Below are 15,142 nucleotides of genomic sequence, written 5' to 3'. Positions count from 1 at the left end.
GACCGCGGGGGCGGTCCAGCGGCCGGGGAGGCTGGCCTCGGGCGGCCGGGCGAACGGCAGCGCGGCGACGGCCGGGCCGGCGGGCAGCGGACGCTGCGAGAGCAGTTCCAGATAGATGCCGCGGAACGCCGCGACGTTCTGCTCGGCGGTGAACAGCTCCTGCGCCCGGGCCCGCGCCGCGGCGCCCAGCCGGGCGCGGCGGGCCGGGTCGCGCAGCAGGGCCGTACAGGCGTCCGCCAGGGCGCGGGGATTGCGCGGTGGCACCACGAGCCCCGTGCCGCCGATGACCTCGCACACCGCGCCGACGTCCGTGGAGACCGTGGCGCGGCCGGCGAGCATCGCCTCGACCAGGGGGACCGGGAAGCCCTCCACCACGCTGGAGAGCACCGCGACGTCGGCGGCGGCGTAGGCGTCGGCGAGACGGGGGAGCGCAAGATCGCCGATCCGCGCGAAGCAGACCGGGTTCTCCCCGACACTGAGGGGGCCGGCGGCCTCGTCGGGGAAGAGCTGTGCGGCCAGCGCCCGGCAGTGCGCCAGGTACCGGGCCGACCCCGGGTCCTCGTCCGGAGCCGGGCCGCCGGGCCGCTCGGCGATCAGCAGCCGGGTGCCGGGCACGGCCCTGCGGACCTCGGCGAAGGCGTGCAGCAGGCCGATCAGGTCCCTGGCGGGACCGGTCCGCCCGACCCACACCAGCACCGGGTCCGGCCGGGCACGCCCCCTGTCCTCCTCGATCCCGGTCAGCTCCGACGCGTCCATGCCCGGGTAGACCGTGCGCAGTCTCCCGCGGTCCGCCCCGCACCTCTCCTGCCAGCGCCGGGCGTGGAGGTTGCCGGAGGTGACGATCTCGGCGCGGCGGTACGCCTCGCGCGCCAGGTTCCCGTGGAGGGAGGCGAGCAGGGCGCGCACCGGCGCGCTCACGGTGTCCGGCGCGACGGCGTGCGCGGCGCTGGCGAGGTAGTGCTCGCGCAGCCGCACGCCGTACTCGGTCACCAGCAGGGGGGTGCCGAAGAGGCGCCGGGCCAGCAGACCGGGGAGGGCTGCGGGGCCGGCGCCCACCGCGTGGCAGACGTCCGCGGCCGCGAGCCCGCGAGTCTCCCCGGCCCCGTACCAGTCCAGCGACAGGGGCCGCAGCGCCCTCTCCAACTGCTCGGCGACCATGAGCAGGTCGGCCGGCGTCGCGGAGCGCGCGGCCCGCAGCGCGCCGGGGGCGCGGCACGCCCCCTCCAGCAGCCGGACCGTCTGCTCGGAGCGGAGGGCCGCGGCGAGCCCGCCGTGCTCCCGGGCCAGGTCGGCCAGCCCGTGGAGGCCGTCGGCGAAACGGTCCGCCTCGGCGGCGGCCCCTCCGTCCCCACCCGCGGCGCCTTCCGCTCCCGCACCGCCCGCACCGGCGCAGACCGCGCGGGCCAGGTCCGCGAAGTGCTCGCCGAAGCGGCGCCCGAGGCGGCGCCCGTATCCACTCGGGCGCCCGCCGCCCCCGGGGGCGGGGCCCCACAGCGGGGCGGTGCGCACCCTCCGGACGTTCTCCGGCGGCGCGGGCCAGGCGCCGTCCCTGTGCCACTCCTCGCGGCCGAGCGCGTGGATCTCGAAGTCGTGGCCGTCCAGGCCGCGCACCAGCCGGTCGCACCACGCGTACGAGTCACCGCGCGGATAGGGATAACCACCCTCCGTGAGCAGTGCGATGCGCACCTGTCCACCCCCGTTCCTCCTCCGGGCCACCGGCCGTCGCCGTGGCGTCGCGGGAAGACGTTATGCGCGAGGTGGGGCGGTGCGGCGGACGGTTGTCCGTCACACCACCGGAAGGGGTGAACTACCGTGACTTTCGCAGCGGTTGAACGTTCGGTCGTCTACCGCGGGCCGGAGCCGAAGGGCCGTCAGGCGTCGGGGAACGGCCAGGCGTTGGGCCGGCAGGTCGCCCCGCCCACCGTCAGGTACTTCGTCTGCTGCATCATCACCGGCGCCAGGGCGCCTTCCTTCGGGCAGTTCACATGGCCCTTGCCGAGCCGGTGGCCCACCTCGTGGTTGATGAGCATCTCCCGGTACTCCCGGATCCGGTCCGGCCCGAAGGTCTCCGCGCCGCGCGCCCACCGGTAGGCGTTGATCATGACGCGCTCGGTCGAGGCCGAGTCGCACGAGACGTTGTCGACCGTGGTGTCCAGGCCCGATCTGGCGCACCACTTCGCGGTGGTGGAGGGGGAGGCGAGCGTGATCACGAAGACCGGGTCGCCGCCCTCGGACTTCCCCGGCTCCCCGGACTCCCCCGGTTTGCCGGAGACCCGCTCGAAGGTGCGGGCGCCCCCGTGGCTCCAGCTCCGCTCGTCGTTGAGGGTGCGGTGGACGGCCTCGGCGAACAGCTCCCCGTCCAGCGGCAGCCCGTCCTCCACGTCGACCCGGTAGCGGACGACCTCCCCCTTGCCGGGAGCCTCGTCCCGCCCCGCGACGGCGGTGAGCCGCCCGGAGCCCTCGAAGTCCGGGGCCAGGTCGTACAGCCGCCCCATCCGCTCGCCGTAGGAGGCCCGCGTCCCGGACGGGGCCTTCCCCTCGTCCGCTCCGCCCGAGGGGGTGGGGCGCGTGTCGAACCGGGAGGTGTCCGGGGCGCCCTCGCGCTGGGCCTCGCCGCCGGCCCGCAACTGCCGGTCCATGCCGCTTCGGCCGTCGGCGACCTGCCCGGCCACCACGACGGCCAGCACAGTGGTCACGGCCGCGGCCGCGACCCCGGTGAAGGCCCGGCCGCGTCCACCGCGTCCGCCGCGCGCACCGTGTGCGCCACGTCCGTCCCGGCCGCCGCCGTCCTCGCCGTCCGTCTCACCCGTACGGGGGTCACCACCCGGCCGGCCGGGCTCCGCCGCGGGCTCCGGCCCGGACTCGTCCGCGCGCGGTACGCCCGGCGAGCCGAAGACGCCGTCGTCGAACGCCTCGACGTACTCGCGCCGCGGCATCCGCCCCGTCCCGTACACCGTCTCCCGCGGCGGTCCGGCGGGCCCGTTCCCGGCCCCCGGGGCCGGTGGCCGCCGCGGCGGCAGGCCCCAGCCGCCGCCCGGTTCGCGCTGCTCGGGGTGGCCGCCGCGGACCGGTGGCACGCCGCGCCGGTCCGCGGCACGCCCTTCGGACGGAGGGTGCGGCGGAGCCTGCGCCGGCCGGGGACGCGGGGCCTCCTCCGGGGCCGCCGGCCGGGCCGCGGGCCGCTGCCCGGTGACCATGGCCGTCGGCTTGCCGCTGCCCGGCCGGCCCCGGCGACTGTGACGTCCCACGACTCGTCAACCCCTGCCCGTATCGGTTTCTCCCAGCAGATCCCTGAAGGCGTCCCCCACCGCCTCCGGATATTCCATCATCGCGACGTGTCCGGCGTCGGGAAGCGCCAGCAGCCGCGATTCGCGGAACGCGGCGGCGGCCCTGCGCGCCATGCGGAACGAGACCAGCAGATCCCGCCCGCCGTAGACCAGCAGCGTCGGCGCCAGCACCCGCTCGGCCTGGCGCCACAGCGCGTGCTGGCCGCCGAGGGTGTAGGCGTTCACCAGGCCGCGCGCCGACCGGGAGAGCGAGTCCCAGAAGTACGGCAGCGCCAGGCGGCGCTCGTACTCCGCCACGGCCGCCTCGAACTCCTCCCGCGACACCGCCGCCGGATCGCCGTAGCACAGCGCCAGGAGCTCCCGGGTACGCCGTTCGGCCGTCCAGTGGCGGGTCATCCGCCCGAAGAGCCTGGTGGCCCCGGGCATCGCCAGCAGGGCGGTGGGCACCGCGGTGCGCTGCGGACGCAGTTCGGGCAGGGCGGGCGAGACGAGGGTGAGGGTGCGCACCAGGTCGGGCCGGACCGCCGCGACCCGGGTGGCGACCGCGCCGCCCAGGGAGTTGCCGAACAGGTGCACCGGCCCGCGCCCGGAGACGTCGAGGTAGCGGATGACGGCGCGCGCGTGCCCGGAGACCGAGTAGTCGCCGTCGTCGGGCGGCGGCGAGTGGCCGAAGCCCGGCAGGTCGACCGCCTCGCCGTCGACCTCGCCGGCCAGTTCCCGCATCAGCGAGGACCAGTTCAGGGAGGACCCGCCCAGACCGTGGACGTACAGCGCGGCGGGCAGCCCCGGGCGCCGGCCCGGCCGTCCGCGCACCGACAGGGTCAGGCCGGGCAGTGACACGGATCTGTGCGTCTCGCCCTCCCCGGCGCGCGACCGGCCCGAAGGGGGGACCTCGAACGGGGCCGCCGCCTGTGGCTGCTCGGTCGATGACATGGGGCAATGTTACGAGACGATCACTGCCGCTCTCACGTGTTCGGGGTCACACCTTCCTGGCCTCCGGAATTCTCCTCTCCTAGGCTCGTGTGGGACCCCTTCAGCCTGGAAAGAGGATCGTCATGTCTGTTGACCCCACCGATCCCGACACCTTCGACCGGTTCGACGACGAGGACGGCAGGCCCGCGGCCGAGCGGTTCGGAGTCGAGGCTCCCGAGGCGGACGCGGCCGAACAGCACGCGGAGGTCCTGCCCCGCGAGGACGCGCGGCTGCCGGCCGCCGGCTCACCGGAGGTGAACCCCGCGGACGCCGCCGAGCAGGCGCGTGTCGTCGAACTCGACGAGGACGATTACCGCTAAACCACGACATCGCGCGTTCGGGACGCGGATTTCTGTGCCCGCCGGACGCACAGAAGGTTTACCCAAAAGTACGATGGCGGGCGCAGCGCACCCCCGCGCGCGGAAGTACCGACGACCTCTCTCCGGATTCCCGGGCCCCCGGACCCCCTCGGGGCTCGGTCCGGGCCCTGCCCGGGAGGCGTTCCAGGGAGACCCCAGGAGGCGAGCGTGACAGCCATCGAGCAGACCGAGGCACGCCCGCGTGGCACACGGCTGCCACGCCGGGCCCGACGCAACCAGTTGCTCGGTGCGGCGCAGGAGGTGTTCGTCGCCCAGGGCTACCACGCCGCGGCCATGGACGACATCGCCGAGCGCGCGGGTGTCAGCAAGCCGGTGCTGTACCAGCACTTCCCCGGCAAGCTCGACCTGTACCTGGCCCTGCTCGACCAGCACTGCGAGGCGCTGGTCCAGTCGGTGCGCGCGGCGCTGGCCTCGACCTCGGACAACAAGCACCGGGTCGCGGCGACGATGGACGCCTACTTCGCGTACGTGGAGGACGAGGGCGGGGCCTTCCGCCTCGTCTTCGAGTCCGACCTGACCAACGAGCCCGAGGTCCGCAACCGGGTGGACAAGGTCAGCCTGGACTGCGCCGAGGCGGTCAGCGAGGTGATCTCCGAGGACACCGACCTGCCGCCGGACCAGGCGATGCTGCTGGCCGTCGGACTGTGCGGCATGGCGCAGATCACCGCCCGGTACTGGCTGAGCGCCGGGCAGAAGGTCCCGCGCGACACCGCCACCAAACTCATCTCCTCGCTCTCCTGGCGGGGCATCGCGGGCTTCCCGATGCACGGCTGAGCCCGGCCGCCCACGGCGTGCGGCCGCCCGGTGTTCGCTGTCGGCGTGCGGTCGCGAGCGGCCCACCGTCCCCGCGAGGGCTAATGTTGCTGGCATGACGGCGCGGCCCGCCCGCGCACCCCGCCCCGGCTCAGCCAGGGAGAATCACCAACCGTTCGGAAGGGACATAGCCGTGGAGGTCAAGATCGGCGTGCAGCACGCGCCTCGCGAGATCGTTCTGGAGAGCGGGCAGACGGCCGAGGAGATCGAGCGCACCGTCGCCGAGGCGCTGACCGGCAAGTCGCAGCTGCTCAGCCTGGTGGACGAGCACGGTCGCCGGGTGGTCGTTCCGGCCGACCGGCTGGCCTACGTGGACATCGGCGAGCCCAGCGGCCGCAAGGTTGGCTTCGGGGCTCTGTAGGGATCCGCGAGGCTCCGCGGGACCTCCGCGGGACCTCCGCGGGACCTCCGCGGGACCTCGGCGAGGCTCCGCGGGGCTCCGGAACCCGGTGAGGAGACCGGCCGCGAGGCCGGCGCGAGCGGCGCGGTGAGCAGTGCGCGGAGGGCCGGGCGGGATTCCGCCCGGCCCTCCGCGTCCTCATCCGTTTCGTCCCCGGCGCGCCCTGGGTAGGACCGAGTAGCCCGATGCGCACCCCAACGGCCCGCGGGAGGACCCAATGCTCTGGGAAGTGCTCGGCTCGGCGCTCGTCGGTCTCGCCGTCGCCCTCGTCGCCGGCCGCCGTTTCGCGGACCGGTTCCGCGACAGGTCTCTGGTCCTGGTCACCGGGCCCGCGGCCGCCTTCTGCGGCGGCGTGATCACACGTGTGGTGCTGGGCCCCGGACACGCGCTTCCCACCCTCGTGGTCGCCTCCCTGGTCGCGGTGGCCCTGCTGTCCCTGCTGGTCCGCCCCCGCCACCGCGGCGGCCCGGCGGCCGGCCGGCCTCACGTGGGCGCGGTCTGAGACGGCGCGGCCGGGGTGCCCCGCCGCACCCGGCGGGGCGCACCCGTCAGGCCGCCAGCCCCAGCGCGGCCATGCGCTTGGTGTGTGCCTCGGTGATCCGCGAGAACATCCGGCCGACCTCGGCCAGGTCGAATCCCGCGGTGACCCCGCCGACCAGCATCATCGACAGCGCGTCGCGCTCGGCGACCACCCGCTGGGCCTGCGACAGCGCCTCGCCCATCAGGCGGCGGGCCCACAGGGCGAGCCTGCCGCCGACCCGGGGGTCGGCCTCGATGGCCCCGCGCACCTTCTCCACCGCGAAGCCGGAGTGCCCGGTGTCGTCCAGCACCCCCAGCACCAGGGCCCGGGTGTCGGAGTCGAGGTGGGCGGCGACCTCCCGGTAGAAGTCGGAGGCGATCGAGTCGCCGACGTACGCCTTGATCAGGCCCTCCAGCCAGTCCGACGGCGCGGTCTGGCGGTGGAACTCGTCCAGCGCGGCGGCGAACGGCTCCATCGCCGCGGCGGGGTCCTCGCCGATCTCCGCGAGCCGGCCGCGCAGCCGCTCGAAGTGCTGGAACTCCGCCGACGCCATGGAGGCCAGCTCCGCCTTGTCCACGAGGGTCGGGGCCAGCTTGGCGTCCTCCGCGAGCCGTTCGAACGCGGCCAGTTCCCCGTAGGCCAGCGCGCCCAGCAGGTCCACGACCGCCGCCCGGTACTGGGGGTCGGCCGATGCCGATGCCCAGTCCTGGACGGTGGTCCCCTCGGTGTCCTCGGTTCCTGCGGCCCTCTCGGCCCTCTCGGCGCTCCCGGTTCCCTCGGGGCCGGCGGGGGATGTGTCAGACGTCTCCATGCCGGGCACAATAGCCCGCCGCCAGGCCGTCCGACCTGCCCGGGAGGCACCCGGAGCGGTCCGGCGCCGCCTTCGCGGCGGCCCGTTCCCGGGGATCGGCCGGGCGCGGATGCGGGATCAGGGGGTACAGTGATATTGGGCCCGCTTCCTGACAGCGGGTTCTGCGCATACTGTGTTATCCGGGCCCCGGGGACGTTCTCCGGGCCCGTAACGGATGCCCGGTCGGTGGCCCGATCGGCTCCGACACGACCGCCCTCCACGTGGGCCGTATGCGGAGTGTCGGCTGCGGACACACGCAGCCGGGCGTTCCGCACGGGCCGCGGTGAGGGGCCCGCTCGCGCGGTACGAGCGCTTGAGCGAGAGCCCGTGGTCCTGCGCCGCGAGGCCGCCCGACAGGCAGCCGGCGTCCGGCGCGGTACGACCCACCCCGCTCCCCCGGGGTGCGCCCTCGCTCCCCCGTCCCGCGTCTCACGGAAGAGGCAAGCATCCTGACCACCACATTCCGAGAGCTCGGGATCCTTCCCGAGACCGCCGAGGCGCTGGAAGCCGTCGGCATCACGTCCCCGTTCCCCATCCAGGAGATGACCCTCCCGGTCGCACTGTCCGGCTCGGACGTCATCGGCCAGGCCAAGACCGGCACCGGCAAGACCCTCGGATTCGGTCTGCCGCTCCTGGAGTCCGTCGTCGTCCCCGCCGACGTCGACGCCGGCCGGGCCGCACCGGAGCAGCTGACCGACGCCCCGCAGGCACTCGTGGTCGTCCCCACCCGCGAGCTGTGCCAGCAGGTCACCAACGACCTCCTGACCGCGGGCAAGGTCCGCAACGTCCGGGTGCTGGCGATCTACGGCGGCCGCGCCTACGAGCCCCAGGTCGAGGCGCTGAAGAAGGGCGTCGACGTGGTCGTCGGCACCCCCGGCCGCCTCCTCGACCTGGCCGGCCAGCGCAAGCTGAGCCTGGCGCACATCCGCACGCTGGTGCTGGACGAGGCCGACGAGATGCTCGACCTCGGCTTCCTGCCGGACGTCGAGAAGATCATCCAGCAGCTGCCCGTCAAGCGGCAGACGATGCTGTTCTCCGCGACCATGCCGGGGCAGGTCATCTCCCTGGCCCGGCGCTACATGTCGCAGCCCACCCACATCCGCGCCACCGCGCCGGACGACGAGGGCGCGACGGTGGCCAACACCGCGCAGCACGTCTTCCGGGCGCACTCGCTGGACAAGGTGGAGATGGTCTCCCGGATCCTGCAGGCCGACGGCCGCGGACTGGCGATGATCTTCTGCCGCACCAAGCGGACGGCCGCCGATGTGGCCGACCAGCTCTCGCGCCGCGGTTTCGCCGCGGGCGCGGTGCACGGCGACCTCGGCCAGGGGGCGCGCGAGCAGGCGCTGCGCGCCTTCCGCAACGGCAAGATCGACGTGCTCGTCTGCACCGACGTCGCCGCCCGCGGCATCGACGTCGAGGGCGTCACGCATGTGATCAACTACCAGACGCCGGAGGACGAGAAGACCTATCTGCACCGCATCGGCCGCACCGGCCGCGCGGGCAACACGGGTACGGCCGTCACCCTCGTCGACTGGGACGACATCCCGCGCTGGCAGCTGATCAACAAGGCGCTCGTCCTGGACTTCAACGATCCGCCGGAGACGTACTCCACCTCCCCGCACCTGTACGAGGCGCTGGGCATCCCCGAGGGCACCAAGGGGATACTGCCGCGCGCCGAGCGCACCCGTGCCGGGCTCGCGGCCGAGGAGGTCGAGGACCTGGGCGAGACCGGGGGACGCGGCAGGGGCCGCGGCCGCGGGGCCTCGGCCCCCGCCTCCGAGGAGCCCGCGCCGCGCACCCGCACCCCGCGCCGGCGCCGCCGTACCCGCGGCGGCCAGGCCCTGGAGCACCCCGGCGCCGACGTCGCCGCCCCACCGGCCGGTGAGGCGGAGGACTCCGGTGCGCCGGCTGACGCCTCCGGCGAGGCCCGCAGGCCGCGCCGCCGCCGTCGCACCCGCGCCGGTGCCGGTGCCGCTCCCCAGGCAGGCCGGGCCGCGCACACCGAGGCCCCGGCCGCGCAGGGCGGCGAGGGCGCTTCCGCGGACGGGCCGGGGGACTCCTCCGGCGAGGCCCGCAGGCCGCGCCGCCGCCGTCGCACCCGCGGCGGAGCCGGTGCCCGCCCGGCGGCCACGGAGGCCGCCCCGGAGAGCTGACGGATGCGCGGCGGCGTACACCGCCGCCGCGTGCCCGTGATCACGACGATGTCCGCCCCCGCCGCACCCGCGGCGGGGGCGGGTGCCGTCATGGGCGCGGGCGCGCTCATGGGCGCGGGCGCGCTCATGGGCGCGGGCGGAGGGCCGCTAGCCTCGCCTCATGAGCAAGCCGCCGACCCTGACCCTGCCGCCCGGCGCCCGGGCGTACCGCCTGGAGACCGCTCGCGGCGAGTTCGCCGTGCACGACGCGGGTGAGCCGCGCGCCGGTACGGCCCTGCTGGTGCCCGGGTTCACCGGCAGCAAGGAGGACTTCATCGCCCTGCTCGCCCCGCTGGCCCGCGCGGGCTTCCGCGTGGTGGCCGTGGACGGCCGCGGGCAGTACGAGACCGAGGGGCCGCGCGAGCTCGGCGCGTACGCCCAGGACGAGCTGGCCCTGGACGTGCTGGCCCAGGCGGAGGCGCTCGGCGGGGGCGCCGGGGAGGCCGGGGGCGTCCATCTGCTGGGGCACTCCCTGGGCGGGCTGATCGCCCGCGCCGCCGTGCTGCGGGACGCGGCCCCCTTCCGCTCGCTGACGATCATGAGCTCCGGCCCCGCCGCCATCACGCACCTCCAGCAGGAGCGCACCAGGATGCTGATCGAGGCGCTGGCGGTGCTGGACATGGAGTCGGTGTGGCGGGCGATGCGCGACCTGGACCCGCCGGAGGCCGCGGACGAGGCCACCGACACGGCCGTGGCCGAGTTCCTGCACCGCCGCTGGCTGGCCACCGTCCCCGAGCAGCTCGTCGCCACCGGCCGCCAGCTGCTGACCGAGCCGGACCGGGTCGGGGCGCTGGCCGCCGTGCCGCTGCCCAAGCACGTGCTGTCGGGCGAGGCGGACTACGCCTGGCCGGTGCCGCTGATGGACGAGATGGCGCGGCGGCTGGACGCCCGGCGCACGGTGGTGGCGGGCGCCGGGCACTCGCCGGGGGCCGAGCGCCCCGGCCACACGGCCCAGGCGCTGGCCGCCTTCTGGCACGACTGCGGGAGCGGTGCGGGAAGCGGGGACGGGACCGGGGAAGGGGCCGGGAACGGGACCGGTTCCGCCTAGAGCCCGGCTCAGCCACCGCCCTGGATGAACCGCGTGACGCCGTTGGCGATCTGCTGGACCGCGATCGCCGACAGCAGCATGCCCGACAGCCGGGTCACCAGGACCACGCCACCGTCCTTGATGACGCGGATGATCAGCAGCGAGTACCGCATCACCAGCCACAGCACGATGTGCAGCACGGCGATGGCCGTCCACACCGCGGCGTGGTCGGCCGGCCCGTCCGCCCGCTGCACGGCCAGAATGACGGAGACGATCGCGCCGGGCCCGGCCAGCAGAGGCATGCCCAGCGGCACCAGTGCTGCGTTGACGTCCTTGGTCTGGGTGGGCTCCTCCGCCCTGCCGGTGAGCAGGTCCAGGGCGACCAGGAGCAGCAGGAGACCGCCCGCGACCATCAGCGCGGGGATCGACACGTGCAGGTAGTCCAGGATCTGCTGCCCCAGCAGGCCGAAGACGGCGATCACCCCGAAGGCGACGGCGGTGGCCTGCAGCGCCATCCTGCGCTGGACCTTGACCGGGCGTCCGGAGGAGAGGGCGAGGAAGATCGGGATGATGCCGGGCGGGTCCATGATCACGAAAAGTGTGACAAAGACGGATCCGAAGAGGGCGACGTCGAACACGGTGCTGCCTTGCGTGAGGTGCGCGGTGCGCGCGGTGTGGATCTGAGGGCGGTTCAGGCGGAGACGGGCGCCGCGCCTGATCCGCGGGCGGCGATCTCGGCGTAGACGTCGGGGTCGGTGGTGTACTCCCCGAGCCGGCAGGTCTTGCGGCTGCCGTGGTAGTCGCTGGAGCCGGTGACCAGCAGGCCGAGGTCGCGGGCCATGCCCCGCAACCGCTCGCGGGTCGCGGCGTCATGGTCCATGTGGTCCACCTCGACGCCGTCGAGGCCGGCTGCGGCCAGTTCCGCGACGGCGCTCTCCGGCACGCACCGCCCGCGCTTGACGGCCAGGGGGTGCGCGAAGACCGAGACCCCGCCGGCGCCCTTGATCAGCCGGACCGCCTCGAAGGGATCCAGTTCGTGCTTGCCGACGTAGGCGCGGCCGTCGTCGGCGATCCACTCGGCGGTGAAGGCGTCGGAGACGGTCTCGACGACGCCCAGCTCCACCATCGCGCTCGCGATGTGGGGGCGGCCGACCGAGCCGTCCCCGGCGATCTCGGCGACCCGTTCCCAGGTGATCGGCACGCCCAGCTCGCGGAGCCTGGCGACCATGCCCTTCGCGCGCGGCACCCGGTCGTCGCGGACGAGTTCGCGCTCACGTGCCAGCTCGGGCTCGTCCGGGTCGAACAGGTAGGCCAGCATGTGCAGGCTCACACCGTCCAGGCGGCAGGAGAGCTCCGCGCCGGGGACGAGGGTGAGGCCCGCGGGGAGGGCGGCGATCGCCTCGCCGTGCCCGGCGACCGTGTCGTGGTCGGTCAGCGCCACCACGTCCAGCCCGGCGGCGGAGGCGTTGCGCACCAGCTCGGCGGGGGTGTCGGTGCCGTCCGAAGCGGTGGAGTGGGTGTGCAGGTCTATGCGCACGGTACGTAGCTCCCACGGCGGACGGCTGAGGCGGACACTCCAGGGTAGAACAGACGCGCGCCCGGTCCGTCCCGCGCCCGGCGGCCGCCGGGCCCCGAAGACCGGTCAGCCCCCGGGTCGTGTGAGCAGCTGGGGGGAGAGCGCCCCGCACGGCACCAGCTCCACCTCGGCGCCCGCCTCCCGCAGGTCCGTGAGCACCAGCTCGTCGTACATCAGCATCCCGGACTGCTCGGGCCAGACGATCGCCCACAGCCACAGGCCGCGCGCCTCCCCCGCGAACACCGCGCGGTCCTCGGGAGCTTCGTCCACCAGCCACAGCGGGGTGGGCCGTCCGCCCGCCAGCACCTTCGCGTGCGGGGGCCGGTCCACGTCGATCAGCGGGCCGGGGTCGGGGCCGGGCACTCCGGCGTAGCGCGCCCCGAGCCCGACGCCCAGCTCCTCGGCGACCAGCAGCAGTTCGCCGGGGCCGCCGAGCGGGCCGGGACCGGAGCAGGCCACGGCCGTGGCGCGGCCGCCGCTGCGGTCGTCGCCCGCGTAGGCGATCCCGGTGAACAGCCAGCCGATCGGCAGCGGCCAGGGCATCCACACCGGGACCTGGGCTCTGTGGAGGACCACGCCGAGCGCCTCGACACTCGGTGGGAGGACCGGCTGCAGCGGATGGACCGCGCCGTGCACGTCGCACTGCCAGGAGTCGGTGAAGAGACCGGGCGCCCTGACGCGGCCGCCGCACTTCGGGCAACTGGGTTCGCCCCTCATGGGCCCCACGGTCCTCTCCGGAAAGCCGCGCGTCAAGGACGATCACTCGTACGGATCGGGCGCGTCCCTCCGGGCGGGCTCAGTCCGTCAGGGGCACGGAAGCCCGCCGCGGATCGCGCAGGTCGGTGCCGCGGGCCAGCCAGCGCTCCTGGAGTTCGGCCGCTCCGTGCACCCGCTTCCAGGCCGCCTCGTTGGGCGTCATCGGCAGCAGGGGGAGGAAGCGCACCGGGTCCATCGGCGGATCGAGTTCCAGGTCCTCCACCAGCCCTCCGGGCTCGGCGACCAGCACGGAGGTGAAGGGGGCGCCCGGCCATAGCGGCTCGCCCACGTCCAGCGAGGCGCCGGGGGCCACGACCACGCCCTCGACCTGGGGGGAGGCGGCGAGCACGGCGAGCGGGCGCAGCACCTTGTCGGTGTCGGCCGCCCCGGCACGCACCGTCAGCACCAGCTCGGCACGGGGCCCCCGTTCGGGGTCGGCGAGCATGTCGGAGGGGTCGGCCATGGGGGCCGCCGACATCCCCAGGGTGGCGTAGCGCACCAGGCCGCTTCCGCCGCCGGGGCCCTCCCCGGCGTCCGGGAAGCGCAGCACCTCGATCCGGTCGGCGCCCAGGAAGGTCACCGCCGCCCGCGCGTCGGGCTCTCCCAGGGCGCTGCGCAGCCGGGCCTCGACCAGTTCCAGAACGTGTGCCATACGGCGAGCATAGATCGTGTATTGATCAGGCAAAGAGGGTACGCGTCGGCCCCGGAACGGGATGGAGGGGCGCCCGCGAGTGCTACCGTTGACTGCTGGTCAAGGCGTGTACACAGATTTCCCCCAGCGGGGACCGGCCGGAGGAGGTGGGGCTGCGATGGATCCGAGTCGACCGTGCAGTACCAGCCGCTCTTCCGTACGGCAGCCACGTCCCCTTGCCTGAGGGCCTTCCTCCCCCCACCGCCGAGCGGTGAAACCTCGGAAGTCCCCTCGTTTTCCTCCTGCGGACCGGCTTCGCGGAAGAGCGCGTGAGTCCCCTGCTCGACCGACGTTCTCAGCGAATGCCGCCTGTGCGTACGGTCCCGCGTGGTGCCCGCTTTGCAGACCTCCGGCCCGTGGACTTTTTGTCCCCCGGATCCGTAGGCCCCCATTCCGGGCAGCGCTGCGCCCGTTCACCGGCGGCTCGGCACGCGAAGGAGCCCAGCATGTCGATGATCCGTGACCTGCGCGCCGCGGTCCGCCCCGCCCTGCGCCGGGGCGGCCGCTCCGCCTACCCCTACGCCCACGGCGGCTCCGTCGCCGACACCACCGCGACCAGCGCGGTGGTGGACTGCGCCGTCTACCGGGACGGCCGCCGCGAGTCGCGGCACATGACCCCGGCCGAGGCCCTGCGCTCCCTGCGCCACCGCGAGCCGGGGGAAACCCAGGGGCAGCAGGGCCGGCAGGACGGTCCGGGCGGCGGGGCGTTCGTGTGGATCGGCCTGCACGAGCCCACCGAGCGGGAGTTCTCCGGCATCGCCCGCGAGTTCGGCCTGCACCCGCTCGCCGTGGAGGACGCGGTGCACGCGCACCAGCGGCCGAAGCTGGAGCGGTACGACGACTCCCTGTTCACCGTCTTCAAGACGATCCACTATGTCGAGCACGCCGAACTCACCGACTCCAGCGAGGTGGTGGAGACCGGTGAGGTGATGTGCTTCACCGGCCGGGACTACATCATCACCGTCCGGCACGGCGGCCAGGGATCGCTGCGCACCCTGCGCCACCGGCTGGAGGACGACCCCGAACTGCTGGTCAAGGGGCCCTCTGCCGTGCTGCACGCCATCGCCGACCAGGTGGTGGACGGTTACCTGGCGGTCGCCGACGCGGTGCAGGACGACATCGACGAGGTGGAGATCCAGGTCTTCTCCGAGAGCGCGGGCAGGGGCCGCCGGGGCCGCGACGCCGGGCGGATCTACCAGCTCAAGCGCGAGGTGCTGGAGTTCAAGCGGGCGGTCTCGCCGCTGCTGCGACCGATGCAGCTGCTGAGCGAGCGGCCGATGCGGCTGGTCGACCCCGACATCCAGAAGTACTTCCGCGATGTGGCGGACCATCTGACCCGGGTCAACGAGCAGGTGCTCTCCTTCGACGACCTGCTCAACTCCATCCTCCAGGCGAACCTGGCCCAGGCGACGGTCGCGCAGAACGAGGACATGCGGAAGATCACCTCGTGGGCGGCGATCTTCGCCGTCCCGACGATGATCGCCGGGATCTACGGCATGAACTTCGAGTACATGCCGGAGCTCCAGTGGCGTTACGGCTACCCGGCCGTCATGACCGTGATCGTCGGGATCTGCTACGCCATCCACCGCGGCTTCAAGCGCAACGGCTGGCTGTAGGGCGCACCGGGCCCGCCGGGCCCCGCCGCCTGCCCCGCCGGTCGCGGAAGGCCGGGGCG

At 74.5% G+C, this 15,142-nt stretch carries 14 protein-coding genes and 1 pseudogene; 7 read left to right on the top strand and 8 right to left on the bottom strand.

The genetic code is table 11. From position 1 onward, the window contains the following. The 3 genes from L7D48_RS15375 to L7D48_RS15365 all read right to left on the bottom strand — a co-directional run. Positions 1-1,686 (bottom strand): DUF3492 domain-containing protein (locus L7D48_RS15375; RefSeq protein WP_237880007.1); only part of this gene is annotated, 1,686 nt, incomplete at its 3' end. 185 nt (positions 1,687-1,871) lie between these two features. Next, positions 1,872-3,077: a DUF3152 domain-containing protein gene (locus tag L7D48_RS15370; RefSeq protein ID WP_237880006.1), complete on the bottom strand. Its 1,206-nt coding sequence runs from the start codon at positions 3,075-3,077 to the stop codon at positions 1,872-1,874. Positions 3,078-3,254: 177 nt separating this feature from the next. Continuing rightward, positions 3,255-4,220: an alpha/beta fold hydrolase gene (locus L7D48_RS15365; protein WP_237880005.1), complete on the bottom strand. Its 966-nt coding sequence runs from the start codon at positions 4,218-4,220 to the stop codon at positions 3,255-3,257. 122 nt (positions 4,221-4,342) lie between these two features. Between L7D48_RS15365 and L7D48_RS15360 the strand changes: the two genes are divergently transcribed. From L7D48_RS15360 to L7D48_RS15345, 4 genes are all read left to right on the top strand, one after another. Continuing rightward, positions 4,343-4,579 (top strand): hypothetical protein, encoded by a 237-nt coding sequence (locus tag L7D48_RS15360; protein ID WP_237880004.1) that lies wholly within the window; start codon positions 4,343-4,345, stop codon positions 4,577-4,579. 207 nt (positions 4,580-4,786) lie between these two features. Continuing rightward, positions 4,787-5,413, top strand: coding sequence for a TetR/AcrR family transcriptional regulator (locus L7D48_RS15355; RefSeq protein WP_206348671.1), 627 nt, complete (start codon positions 4,787-4,789; stop codon positions 5,411-5,413). Positions 5,414-5,585: 172 nt separating this feature from the next. Further along, complete coding sequence (locus L7D48_RS15350; RefSeq protein ID WP_093661275.1) at positions 5,586-5,813, top strand: DUF3107 domain-containing protein; 228 nt, start codon at positions 5,586-5,588, stop codon at positions 5,811-5,813. A gap of 256 nt (positions 5,814-6,069) precedes the next feature. After that, positions 6,070-6,354, top strand: a complete 285-nt coding sequence (locus L7D48_RS15345; protein ID WP_237880003.1) for a hypothetical protein — start codon at positions 6,070-6,072, stop codon at positions 6,352-6,354. 46 nt (positions 6,355-6,400) lie between these two features. Here the strand turns inward: L7D48_RS15345 and L7D48_RS15340 are convergent, their stop codons facing one another. Continuing rightward, positions 6,401-7,183 (bottom strand): ferritin-like fold-containing protein, encoded by a 783-nt coding sequence (locus L7D48_RS15340; protein WP_237880002.1) that lies wholly within the window; start codon positions 7,181-7,183, stop codon positions 6,401-6,403. A 440-nt stretch (positions 7,184-7,623) separates the two neighbouring features. Between L7D48_RS15340 and L7D48_RS15335 the strand changes: the two are divergent. Together L7D48_RS15335 and L7D48_RS15330 are read left to right on the top strand one after the other, a co-directional pair. Continuing rightward, positions 7,624-9,070: pseudogene (locus tag L7D48_RS15335) on the top strand (DEAD/DEAH box helicase); the annotation flags it as partial. A 468-nt stretch (positions 9,071-9,538) separates the two neighbouring features. Further along, positions 9,539-10,465: an alpha/beta fold hydrolase gene (locus L7D48_RS15330; RefSeq protein ID WP_237880000.1), complete on the top strand. Its 927-nt coding sequence runs from the start codon at positions 9,539-9,541 to the stop codon at positions 10,463-10,465. 8 nt (positions 10,466-10,473) lie between these two features. Here the strand turns inward: L7D48_RS15330 and L7D48_RS15325 are convergent, their stop codons facing one another. The 4 genes from L7D48_RS15325 to L7D48_RS15310 all read right to left on the bottom strand — a co-directional run bounded on the left by L7D48_RS15325 (position 10,474) and on the right by L7D48_RS15310 (position 13,428). Further along, positions 10,474-11,082: a MarC family protein gene (locus L7D48_RS15325; protein ID WP_237879999.1), complete on the bottom strand. Its 609-nt coding sequence runs from the start codon at positions 11,080-11,082 to the stop codon at positions 10,474-10,476. Between the two features lie 53 nt (positions 11,083-11,135). Then, entirely contained in the window at positions 11,136-11,981 is an 846-nt protein-coding gene (locus L7D48_RS15320) for a PHP domain-containing protein (RefSeq protein WP_237879998.1), read from the bottom strand. Between the two features lie 105 nt (positions 11,982-12,086). Next, complete coding sequence (locus L7D48_RS15315; RefSeq protein ID WP_237879997.1) at positions 12,087-12,737, bottom strand: DUF6758 family protein; 651 nt, start codon at positions 12,735-12,737, stop codon at positions 12,087-12,089. Between the two features lie 79 nt (positions 12,738-12,816). After that, positions 12,817-13,428, bottom strand: coding sequence for a suppressor of fused domain protein (locus L7D48_RS15310; RefSeq protein WP_237879996.1), 612 nt, complete (start codon positions 13,426-13,428; stop codon positions 12,817-12,819). Between the two features lie 485 nt (positions 13,429-13,913). On the opposite strand from L7D48_RS15310, the gene L7D48_RS15305 reads away from it, so the two are divergent. After that, positions 13,914-15,083 carry a magnesium and cobalt transport protein CorA gene (locus tag L7D48_RS15305; protein WP_237879995.1) on the top strand — a complete coding sequence of 390 codons (1,170 nt, stop codon included), beginning with the start codon at positions 13,914-13,916 and terminating at the stop codon, positions 15,081-15,083. Positions 15,084-15,142: the final 59 nt, after the last annotated feature.

Source organism: Streptomyces sp. ICN903 (assembly GCF_022015835.1).
Taxonomy (GTDB): domain Bacteria; phylum Actinomycetota; class Actinomycetes; order Streptomycetales; family Streptomycetaceae; genus Streptomyces; species Streptomyces fenghuangensis.
This window is presented reverse-complemented; position numbering and strand designations above follow the sequence as displayed.

Coding starts and splice junctions, on each gene's coding strand:
- L7D48_RS15365 (WP_237880005.1), bottom strand. CDS start 4,220: ATGTCATCGACCGAGCAGCCACAGGCGGCGGCCCCGTTCGAGGTCCCC.
- L7D48_RS15360 (WP_237880004.1), top strand. CDS start 4,343: ATGTCTGTTGACCCCACCGATCCCGACACCTTCGACCGGTTCGACGAC.
- L7D48_RS15345 (WP_237880003.1), top strand. CDS start 6,070: ATGCTCTGGGAAGTGCTCGGCTCGGCGCTCGTCGGTCTCGCCGTCGCC.
- L7D48_RS15340 (WP_237880002.1), bottom strand. CDS start 7,183: ATGGAGACGTCTGACACATCCCCCGCCGGCCCCGAGGGAACCGGGAGC.
- L7D48_RS15330 (WP_237880000.1), top strand. CDS start 9,539: ATGAGCAAGCCGCCGACCCTGACCCTGCCGCCCGGCGCCCGGGCGTAC.
- L7D48_RS15315 (WP_237879997.1), bottom strand. CDS start 12,737: ATGAGGGGCGAACCCAGTTGCCCGAAGTGCGGCGGCCGCGTCAGGGCG.
- L7D48_RS15310 (WP_237879996.1), bottom strand. CDS start 13,428: ATGGCACACGTTCTGGAACTGGTCGAGGCCCGGCTGCGCAGCGCCCTG.
- L7D48_RS15305 (WP_237879995.1), top strand. CDS start 13,914: ATGTCGATGATCCGTGACCTGCGCGCCGCGGTCCGCCCCGCCCTGCGC.